At 62.8% G+C, this 10127-nt stretch carries 10 protein-coding genes; 6 read left to right on the top strand and 4 right to left on the bottom strand.

Annotated elements, in window-relative coordinates; translation table 11 throughout:
* A partial coding sequence (locus Q0341_RS06410) for an NAD+ synthase (RefSeq protein ID WP_299511307.1) occupies positions 1-1235 on the bottom strand: 1235 nt, incomplete at its 3' end.
* Positions 1236-1257: 22 nt separating this feature from the next.
* Between Q0341_RS06410 and Q0341_RS06405 the strand changes: the two genes are divergently transcribed.
* Positions 1258-2439, top strand: a complete 1182-nt coding sequence (locus Q0341_RS06405) for a GNAT family N-acetyltransferase (RefSeq protein ID WP_299511306.1) — start codon at positions 1258-1260, stop codon at positions 2437-2439.
* 192 nt (positions 2440-2631) lie between these two features.
* Here Q0341_RS06405 and ppa read toward each other — a convergent pair whose 3' ends face one another.
* On the bottom strand, positions 2632-3162 hold the full coding sequence (gene ppa, locus Q0341_RS06400) for an inorganic diphosphatase (protein ID WP_299511304.1): 531 nt from the start codon (positions 3160-3162) through the stop codon (positions 2632-2634).
* Between the two features lie 207 nt (positions 3163-3369).
* Between ppa and Q0341_RS06395 the strand changes: the two genes are divergently transcribed.
* The 4 genes from Q0341_RS06395 (at position 3370) to glp (ending at position 8446) form a co-directional block, all read left to right on the top strand.
* On the top strand, positions 3370-4803 hold the full coding sequence (locus Q0341_RS06395) for an aldehyde dehydrogenase family protein (RefSeq protein WP_299511303.1): 1434 nt from the start codon (positions 3370-3372) through the stop codon (positions 4801-4803).
* A 529-nt stretch (positions 4804-5332) separates the two neighbouring features.
* Positions 5333-6475: a GTP 3',8-cyclase MoaA gene (moaA, locus tag Q0341_RS06390; protein ID WP_299511302.1), complete on the top strand. Its 1143-nt coding sequence runs from the start codon at positions 5333-5335 to the stop codon at positions 6473-6475.
* Positions 6476-6480: 5 nt separating this feature from the next.
* Positions 6481-7116 (top strand): molybdenum cofactor guanylyltransferase MobA, encoded by a 636-nt coding sequence (mobA, locus tag Q0341_RS06385; RefSeq protein WP_299511301.1) that lies wholly within the window; start codon positions 6481-6483, stop codon positions 7114-7116.
* Between the two features lie 16 nt (positions 7117-7132).
* Positions 7133-8446 (top strand): gephyrin-like molybdotransferase Glp, encoded by a 1314-nt coding sequence (glp, locus tag Q0341_RS06380; protein ID WP_299511300.1) that lies wholly within the window; start codon positions 7133-7135, stop codon positions 8444-8446.
* 55 nt (positions 8447-8501) lie between these two features.
* Here the strand turns inward: glp and rnhA are convergent, their stop codons facing one another.
* Positions 8502-8948 (bottom strand): ribonuclease HI, encoded by a 447-nt coding sequence (gene rnhA / locus Q0341_RS06375; protein WP_299511308.1) that lies wholly within the window; start codon positions 8946-8948, stop codon positions 8502-8504.
* On the bottom strand, positions 8935-9777 hold the full coding sequence (locus Q0341_RS06370; RefSeq protein WP_299511299.1) for a methyltransferase domain-containing protein: 843 nt from the start codon (positions 9775-9777) through the stop codon (positions 8935-8937). The genes rnhA and Q0341_RS06370 overlap by 14 nt, the downstream gene beginning before the upstream one ends.
* Here Q0341_RS06370 and Q0341_RS06365 point away from each other — a divergent pair.
* Positions 9776-10127 (top strand): MBL fold metallo-hydrolase (locus tag Q0341_RS06365; protein WP_299511297.1); only part of this gene is annotated, 352 nt, incomplete at its 3' end. The genes Q0341_RS06370 and Q0341_RS06365 overlap by 2 nt on opposite strands.

Raw genomic sequence — 10127 nt, 5'->3', positions numbered from 1 at the left:
TCGCTCTTGTTGCCGGTGGTCAGCACAATCGCTCCGGTCTTGTTGGACAGCGCCATGAGCAGCGTGCCGCGAATGCGCGCCTGGATGTTTTCTTCGGTCGTGTCTTCTTTCAGGCCCTCAAACTGCGCCGACAGCGCCTGCTTGAAACCCTCAAACAGCGGCGCGATCGAGATCTCGTCGTAACGAACATTCAAGCGCTTGACCATGTCGCGCGAATCGATCCAGCTGATATCCGCCGTGTAGGGCGAGGGCATCATGACCGCGTGGATCTTGTCGGCCCCGATCGCGTCCACCGCAATCGCCAGCACCAGCGCCGAATCGATGCCGCCCGACAGGCCCAAAATCGCCCCCTTGAAACCGTTTTTGCCCAGGTAGTCGCGCACGCCCAGCACCAGCGCGTCCCACAACTCGGCGTCGGTGCTGGCCATGGGCACCAAAGCCTCGGGCGCAGCGATCAAGTCCACACCCGTGGCTGCAGGCTGCACCTGCACGGTCATGGCCGCTTCACGGAAGCCCTCGGCCCGCGCCACCGCTTGGCCCTGCGCGTTCAAGGTAAACGAGCGCCCTTCAAAAATCACCTCATCTTGGCCGCCCACCAAATGCGCATAAATCAGAGGCAAGCCGCAATCGGCCACGCGTTCGCGCATGCGCTGCTCGCGCTCCGGGCCTTTGCCCGCATGGAAAGGCGAGGCGTTCAGCACCGCCAGCACTTGCGCGCCCGCATCACGCGCCAGGCGTGCCGGTTCTTCAAACCAAGCGTCTTCGCAAATCAGCAAACCGACCCGCACGCCCTCAACCTCGAACACCCCAACGCCGTTGCCGGGCGTGAAGTAACGCCGCTCGTCAAACACTTGGTAATTGGGCAGCTCGCGCTTGTCGTAAGCGCAGACCACCTGCCCTTCGCACAGCACGCTGGCGCGGTTGTGGCGGCGCGTCACGGCCACGCTGCGGGTGCGCACGCCACCGCCCTCGGGGTGGCCCACCACCACATGCAGGCCCTTTAACCCAGCCAGTTCGCGGGCCACCGTTTTCAAGGCATCATCACAGGCGTCAATAAAGGCCGGGCGCAAGAACAGGTCTTCGGCCGCGTAGCCGCAAATCGACAACTCGGGCGTGACCAACAACCTGGCCCCTTGGGCATAAGCCGAGGTGGCGGCATCGATGATCTTGCGGGCATTGCCCGGCATGTCACCGACGACGAAATTGAGCTGAGCGACACAAATTTGGAGAGTCATACAGGTGCAGGAAAAAGAGAGCTTGAATTATGTCACCCGGGTGCTGGATGAGCTGAGCGCCATCGAACCCGAGGACTGGGACGGTTTACTCGCCCGGCAAGATGCGCCATCTCCCTTCATGCGGCACGCCTATTTGTCGGCCATGCAAGCCAGTGGCTCGGCCGTGCCTGAGACCGGATGGGTCTTGCAAGCGGTCAGCTTGTGGCGCGACACCCCACAAGGCCCCGTGCTCGCCGCCGCCTGCCCGCTCTACCTCAAGACCCACTCACGCGGCGAATACGTGTTTGACCACGCCTGGGCCGACGCCTACCAGCGCCACGGCCTGGACTATTACCCCAAAGCCCTGGTGGCCTCGCCCTTCACGCCCGTGCCCGGCAGCCGTTTGCTGGCTGAAAGCGAAGCCGCACGCCAAGCCCTGCTGGCCGCCTTGCTGGACCTTTGCCAAACCAACGAGATCCCCTCGCTGCACATTTTGTTTGGCAGCCCGCAAGACCTGCAGGCCTGCGAACAAGCGGGTTTGCTGCAACGTGACCAAGTACAGTTTCATTGGCAAAACCAAGGCTGGCGCGACTTCGACGACTTCTTGGCCAGCCTCAACCAAGAAAAGCGCAAAAAAATCCGGCAAGAACGCCGCAAAGTGGCGGAGGCCGGCGTCAGCTTTCGTGCCGTGCGCGGCCCCGACATGACCGACGACGACTGGGCCGTGCTGCTGCGCTGCTACCAGCAAACCTATTGGGAACACGGCAACGCGCCTTATTTAACCCCAGCGTTTTTTGAAGCCATGCGCCGCGACATGGCCCCCAACTGGCTCTTGTTTGTGGCCGAACATGAGGCGCAGCCGATTGGCATCAGCCTGATCGGCCTGCACCTGAACGCCGCTGGCCAGCCTGAAGTGGCTTATGGGCGTTATTGGGGGGCGCTGGCGCGGGTGGACTGCCTGCACTTTGAAGCCTGCTATTACCAGCCCATCGAATGGTGCATTGCCAACGGCGTTAAGCGCTTTGAAGGCGGCGCACAAGGCGAACACAAAATGGCCCGCGCCCTGCTGCCCACCCCCACGCACAGCGCCCACTGGCTGGCGCACCCGTCGTTTTCTGAAGCCGTGGCGCGGTTTCTGGAGCGGGAAAAAGCGGGGGTGGAGAACTATTTGGAAGCGCTCAACCAGCACTCGCCGCTCAAACAAACGCCACAGCCCAACTTGTAGGTCGGCGCCTTCAGGTCCGACAATTGCATGTTTGGCTCAGCTCCTTTTCAGAGCCAAGGTCGCTGCATGCCGGGTGCCAATACGCTTTCAAGCCACCCAGTTAATCGACCATGAAAAACGCCTGCGCGGCGCAAACCGGGCAGGCGTTTTGGGGATTCAACGGCCCCACTCAGAGGCCATTGATCAAGCCGTTCAGGCCTTGTTGTAGTTGGCGATGCCGTCCAAAATTTCTTGATGGGCTGCGTCTTTGCCTTCCCAGCCCTTGACCTTGACCCACTTGCCTTTTTCCAGGTCTTTGTAGTGCTCAAAGAAGTGGGCGATCTGCTTGAGCTGCAGTTCGTGGATGTCGTCCAGCGACTGGATTTTGGCGTAGCTGGCCAAGATTTTTTCAGTGGGCACGGCCAAGACCTTGCCGTCCATGCCGCCTTCGTCTTCCATCAACAAGATGCCGATGGCACGGCAAGGCACCACAACGCCCGAGGGCAAGGGGAATGGGGTCATGACCAACACGTCCACCGGGTCACCGTCACCGGCGATGGTCTGGGGCACGTAGCCGTAGTTGGTGGGGTAGTGCATGGCGGTGCCCATGAAACGGTCCACAAACAGGGCGCCGGACTCTTTGTCCACTTCGTACTTCACGGGGTCCGAGTTCATCGGGATTTCAATGATCACGTTGAAGGCTTCAGGAACTTTGCTGCCAGGGGTGACTTGGTTCAGGGACATGGTGTCTGCTTGTAAAAGTTGAGAGGAATCGAAAAAACCTAGGGATTAACCCCGATTTTACTTTCACAGGGCTTGCGCTTGTTGGGCGGGCCAGGCGGCTGCAGTCAAGCGGGTCACGCATGCCTTCTCAGCCCAGGGCCCAGACCTAGGCACAGGCACTGTCTCGTGCGTGATTTCCAAGGCGGTGGTGCCGCCGACAATGGCGGCATGCAACACAATTTCATCGCCAACCAATCCACCCCTGCCCTGGCCGGCCAAACCATCGACGTGCTCGACCCGTCTGACGGTCAGGTGTTCGAGCAAATTCCGCGCAGCCAAGCGGCCGACATCGACCAAGCGGTGCAAGCGGCACGGACCGCTTTCAACGGCCCTTGGGGTCGGCTGACCGCCGTGGAGCGCGGGCGTTTACTGATGGCCTTGTCGCGAAAAGTGGCTGAACACGCTGACGAACTGGCGGCGTTGGAGCAACGCGATTGCGGCAAACCCACCAAGCAGGCCGCAGCCGACGCGGTGGCGCTAGCGCGGTATTTCGAGTTTTACGCTGGGTCTTGCGACAAGCTGCACGGCGAGACCCTGCCCTACCAAAATGGCTACAGTGTCTTGACCTGGCGCGAGCCGCATGGGGTCACGGGCCATGTGATCCCCTGGAACTACCCGATGCAGATTTTTGGGCGCAGCGTGGGCGGCGCACTGGCAGCGGGCAACGCCTGCGTGGTCAAGCCCGCCGAAGACGCGTGCCTGAGCCTGATCCGCGTGGCGCAGCTGGCAGCCGAGGTGGGCTTTCCGCCCGGAGCCTTGAACATCGTGACCGGTTACGGCCACGAAGTGGGCGATGCGCTGGCGCGTCACCCTGGCATTGACCACATCAGCTTCACCGGCAGCCCGCGCGTAGGCACGCTCATCCAGCAAGTGGCGGCTGAGCGGCATTGCCCGGTCACGCTGGAGCTGGGTGGCAAAAGCCCCCAAATCATTTTTGACGACGCCGACCTGGACGCGGCCATTCCGGTGGTGGTCAACGCCATCGTGCAGAACTCGGGGCAGACTTGCAGCGCCGGCTCTCGGGTGCTGATCCAGCAAGGCATCTACGAGCCACTTTTGAAGCGCTTGGGCGAGGCCTTTGGCCGCCTGCAAGTGGGCTCGGCCGCCATGAACTTGGACTTGGGCCCGCTGATCCGCGCCAGCCAGTTGGAGCGGGTCACCGGCTTTTTGGACCAGGCCAAAGCGGACGGCATCGTCACCGTGGCGCAAGGGAAAATCGCTGCGGGCGTGCCTGCGGGCGGCTTTTACCAAGCCCCCACCTTGTTGCGCGACGTACCGGTGATGCACCGCCTGGCCCAAGAAGAAGTGTTTGGCCCGGTGCTGTCGGCCATGTCCTTCAAAGACGAAGACCACGCGGTCGAATTGGCCAACGCTACTGAGTTTGGCTTGGTGGCCGGTATCTGGACACGCGACGGCGGACGCCAATTTCGCATGGCCAAACGCGTGCGCAGCGGGCAGGTGTTCATCAACAACTACGGTGCAGGCGGCGGGGTGGAGTTGCCCTTTGGCGGCGTCAAATCCTCGGGCTATGGCCGCGAAAAAGGGTTTGAAGCACTGCTGGGCTTCACGACCCTCAAAACGGTGGCCATCCACCACGGCTAAGGCCACCAAGCAGCCTTGATTGCCGCAGGTCATGGTCTTTGAGGGCCAGACATCCCCGTAGGTCGTGGCCTTTAGGGTTCGACATTTGGGCATTCGTGCGGCCCCATTTTTCAACAGCCCATGGTCCACGAACGCCTTGTCGGACCTGAAGGCGCCGACCTACGAATACTGCAATCCCCCGTAGGTCGCGGCCTTTAGGGTCCGACATTTGGGCTTTCGCGCAGCGCCAGTTTTCAACCGGCTACGGTCCACGAACGCCTTGTCGGACCTGAAGGCGCCGACCTACAAATACCGCAATCCCACGTAGGTCGCGGCCTTTAGGGTCCGACATTTGGGCATTCGCGCAGCGCCAGTTTTCAACCGGCCACGGTCCACGAACGCCTTGTCGGACCTGAAGGCGCCGACCTACAAATACCGACTTCCCCGACGGTCGTGGCTTTATAGGCCCGACAGGCGCGCTTGAAAGGCCCTTGTTGATGCTTGACCATGCCGGATGAAGGGGCCAGCGGCTCGGGCACAATCACCCCCCATGTCTGAACGCGTCATTCCGCTGGTTGACCAGCGCCACCCCAGCTTGCCATTGCCCCCGCTGCCTGCGGGGCAAGACCTGAGCGGCCTGCCGCTGGACGGCCTGCGCCGCCCACTGACCGATTTGCGCATCAGCGTAACGGACCGCTGCAACTTCCGCTGCAGCTACTGCATGCCCAAGGAAGTCTTTGACAAAGACTACGCCTACCTGCCGCACAGCCATCTGCTGAGCTTTGAAGAAATCACCCGCATCGCCACTGTTTTTGTGGGTCGAGGCGTACGCAAAATCCGCCTCACGGGCGGTGAGCCTTTGCTGCGCAAGAACATCGAAATCCTGATCGAACAACTGGCCGCGTTGCGCACGCCCGACGGCCAACCGCTCGATTTGACGCTGACCACCAACGGCTCACTCTTGGCGCGCAAAGCCCAAATCCTGAAAGACGCTGGGCTGCAACGCGTCACCGTGAGCCTGGACGGCTTGGACGACGCGGTCTTCCGAAAAATGAACGACGTGGACTTTCCCGTGGCCGATGTGCTGGCCGGGATCAAAGCGGCCCAGGCCGCAGGTCTGGGGCCAATCAAGGTCAACATGGTGGTCAAGCGCGGGACCAACGAGCACGAAATTTTGCCCATGGCCCGACACTTCCGGGGCACAGGCATCGTGCTGCGCTTCATTGAATACATGGACGTGGGCGCAACGAATGGCTGGTGCATGGACGAGGTGCTGCCCAGCGCCGAGGTGATCCGCCTGCTGCAAACCGAGTTGCCGCTGGTGCAACTCGACGCTGCCGCCCCAGGTGAAACCGCTGAACGCTGGGGTTACGCCAACGCACAAGGCGAATACGACCTGGCTTTGGGCGAGGTGGGTGTGATCAGCAGCGTGACGCAGGCTTTTTGTGGCGACTGCAACCGCGCCCGCCTGTCCACCGAGGGCCGTTTGTACCTGTGCCTGTTTGCCAGCCAGGGCTACGACCTGCGCCAGCTCTTGCGGGACCCCACGCAAAGCGACACCACACTGGCCGCCACGGTGGACGCCATCTGGCGCGGGCGCACCGACCAATACTCGGTGCTGCGCAGCCTGCGCGGGCCGGACACCGCCAGCGGCCCAGGCCGCCGGGTGGAAATGAGCTACATCGGAGGTTAAAGGCCATGACAACTCTCGACATGCACAGCACCACCGCCATCACCGGCTTGATCCTCGCAGGCGGGCGCGGCTCGCGCATGGGCGGCATCGACAAGGGCCTGCAAAATTTTCGCGGTATGCCGCTCGCCTTGCAAACCTTGATGCGCCTGCAATTGCAGAGCCTGCCGCTGCAAGAAGTTTTGATCAACGCCAACCGCAACCTCTCGGCCTATGAGTCGCTGGGTGTGCCGGTCTGGCCCGACAGCATCGACGGTTTCGCCGGGCCTTTGGCCGGTTTCCTCACAGGCCTGGAGCGCTGCGAGACGCCCTTGCTGTTGACGGTGCCGTGCGATACGCCGCTGTTTCCACTCGACCTGCTCGAGCGCCTGGTCACGGCCATGCAGGAGCAGGACACCGACGTGGCCATGGCCGCCGCGCCCGAGGCCGACGGCACGGTGCGCCCGCAGCCCGTGTTTTGCCTGCTCAAAACAGAGCTGCTGGAAAGCCTGGTCAAGTTCACTCAAGGCGGTGGGCGCAAGATCGATGCTTGGACGGCGCAGCACCGCTGCGCCATCGTGCCCTTCGATGGACCTGGCGACAGTGCCCAAGCCTTTGCGAACGCGAACACGCTGGCCGAACTGCTGCAGCTCGAATCCCTCTGAATCCCTTGGCCACACAATGGCCGCGCTGACCATGACCACGCCCTTGTCAACCACCCTGTCACTGAACGAGATCGCCGAACGCCTGCAAGGCTACGACCCGCAAGCCCTGTCGGCACGGCATGTGAACGACTTTTTGGCCCAGCTGGTGCAGCCGGTGCGCGAACAAGAAACCGTGCCCCTGATGCAAGCCCATGGCCGGATCCTGGCGCAAGACGTGGTCTCGCCCATCAGCGTGCCGCCGCATGACAACTCGGCCATGGACGGCTACGCCCTGCGCGGCGCGGAACTGCGCAGCGACCGCCCCACCCCACTCAAAGTGGTGGGCACCGCGTTTGCCGGTGCCGCTTGGCAAGGCAACGTGAATTCGGGCGAGTGTGTGCGCATCATGACCGGGGCCATCATGCCCCCCGGCTTGGACACCGTAGCGCCTCAAGAGCTGATAAAAGTGGAAGGCGACACCGTCCACCTCCCACCCGGCCTGCTGCAGCCGGGCGACAACCGCCGTCTGCTCGGCGAAGACCTGATGGCTGGGCAAGCCGCCCTGCACGCAGGCACCCGCCTGAACCCCGCCGCCTGCGGCCTGTTGGCCAGCTTGGGGCTGCCCACGGCCAGCGTTTGGCGCAGGCCCAAGGTGGCTTACTTTTCAACCGGCGACGAAATCCTGAGCTTGGGCGAAGCGCCCCGCGAAGGCGCGGTGTACGACAGCAACCGCTACACCGTGGCGGGCATGGTGCTGGCGCTGGGTTGCGAGTTGATCGACATGGGCGTGGTGCGCGACGAGCCTGCCGCGTTGGAACACGCGTTCATGGCGGCGGCAGAACAGGCCGACGCCATCGTCACCAGCGGCGGCGTGAGCGTGGGCGAAGCCGACCACACCAAGGCCATGATGAAAAAGCTGGGCGACGTGGCGTTTTGGCGCATCGCCATGCGCCCCGGCCGCCCCATGGCGGTGGGCCGCATTCAACGCGGCGATCGCTCGGCCGTGTTGTTTGGCCTGCCCGGTAACCCGGTGGCGGTCATGGTGACTTTTGCCGCCTTTGTGCGCCCCGCCCTGCAGCAACTCATGGGCTGGCAAGCGCAGCCATTGCCGCTGCTCAAAGCCCGAAGCACCGAGGCCTTGCGCAAGAAGCCGGGCCGCACCGAGTACCAGCGCGGCATCGTCAGCACCAACGCAGCGGGCGAGCTGCAAGTCAGCATCACCGGCAATCAAGGCTCGGGCGTGCTCAGCTCCATGGTGCAGGCCAATGGCCTGATCGTGCTGGGCCATGCCCAAGGCAACGTGGCGGTGGGCGACGAGGTGGATGTGATGATGTTTGACGGGCACCTCTGAGCGCATTGGCCACTCGGGCATCGCCCGCACATGCGGCGCAAGCCGCGCCTGGTACTCAGCGCCCCAAAGCTTTGTCCACGCCTTGGTTGGCCAACGCATCGGCCCGCTCGTTGCCCGGGTCGCCGTTGTGGCCCTTGACCCAACGCCAATCGATTTGGTGCCCAGAAGAGGACACCACGGCATCGAGTTTTTGCCACAAGTCGGCATTTTTCACGGGCTGCTTGGCCGCCGTGCGCCAGCCCCGGGCTTTCCAGCCATGGATCCACTCGGTGATGCCTTTGCGGACATATTCGCTGTCCAGGTAAAGCGTGACCTGGCAAGGACGTTTGAGTGCCAGCAGGCCTTCAATCACGGCCATCATTTCCATGCGGTTGTTGGTGGTGTTCAGCTCGCCGCCAAACAGTTCCTGAACATGCTGGCCCGACTGCAGGCGAACACCCCAACCGCCAGGTCCGGGGTTGCCTTTGCAGGCGCCATCGGTGTGAATTTCAACGTGGGTCAAATGCATCTTTCTTGGCCAAGGGCTGGCCGATGGAGGTATCGGACCGGGCCACGGGCACGGTCGCTGCAGCGGGCGATCGTACCGTGCGCCATGGGCGCGCCGGCAGCAAACGCCCCCCGGGCACCCGTTTGGTGGCCATCAACAGATAAACCCCGCCAAAAATTGGCCCCCAACGCTCGCCGACCGTGTCCATCCATTGCAAACGCTGCATCCAGCGTTCACTGCCCATGGCGGGTGACCACCCCCCGAACCGGCTGACCTGCACCTCAAAGCCTAACAAACGCAACCAGTCTCGCAAACGCGGGTAAGCGATCAGGGATGGCCCCCCGGAAGATTTGGACCGAAAAGGACGCGCGTGCTGCACACCCCAAAAGCTGAACGGATTCAAGCCCGTGATCAGCACCTGCCCTTCCGGGATCAGCACACGCTCTACCTCGCGCAGGCAAGCGTGGGGGTCGGCCGATTGCTCCAGCGTGTGGGGCAGCACCACCAGGTCCAGGCTGTCCGCTTGCCAGGGCCAGGCGCGACTGTCCAGGCACACATGCGGCGCTCTGGCAGCAGCCGGTGCCTCGTTGGGCGCGGTCAAACCCTTGGCGATTCCGGGCCATTCAAACTCGGCGTGGGCCTGCCAGCGATGGGGCATGCGGTTGCAACGCAAGGCCTCCAATGCGGGCCAACCCAGCTGCACCGCGTGGTAGCCAAACACGTCGGCCAGCAACGCATCGGCCTGGGCTTGCTCCCAGGCCAACAGGCGAGAAACTGTCGGCTGACCCAAAGGTGTTAACCAGGTCGGCACGAGGTGCTGGTTTTCTATAATAGGATGATCCATGAAACTCTTTGCTTTGCCCGCCTTCGCAGACAACTACATTTGGTTGCTGCACAACGATCGACATGCCTTGGTGGTCGACCCCGGTGACAGTGCGCCAGTGTTGGCCTGGATGCGCGAGCACCCTGGTTTGCAGCTGGACACGATTTTAGTCACGCACCACCACGCAGACCACACCGGAGGGGTGGCTGAACTGGCCGCCCTTGGTGGCATTCGCGTTCTGGGGCCTGCGCTGGAGACAATGCCCGTTCAAGCGCAAGGTCTTCAGCAAGGCGATCACTTTGACTGGCACGGCTTGCGGTTTGACGTGCTCGACGTGCCGGGCCACACGCTGGGACACATCGCTTTGTGGG

The organism is uncultured Limnohabitans sp., assembly GCF_937889215.1.
Taxonomy (GTDB): domain Bacteria; phylum Pseudomonadota; class Gammaproteobacteria; order Burkholderiales; family Burkholderiaceae_C; genus Limnohabitans_A.
Note: the sequence above shows the minus strand (reverse complement) of the source record. Positions and strands in the feature narration are given on the sequence as shown.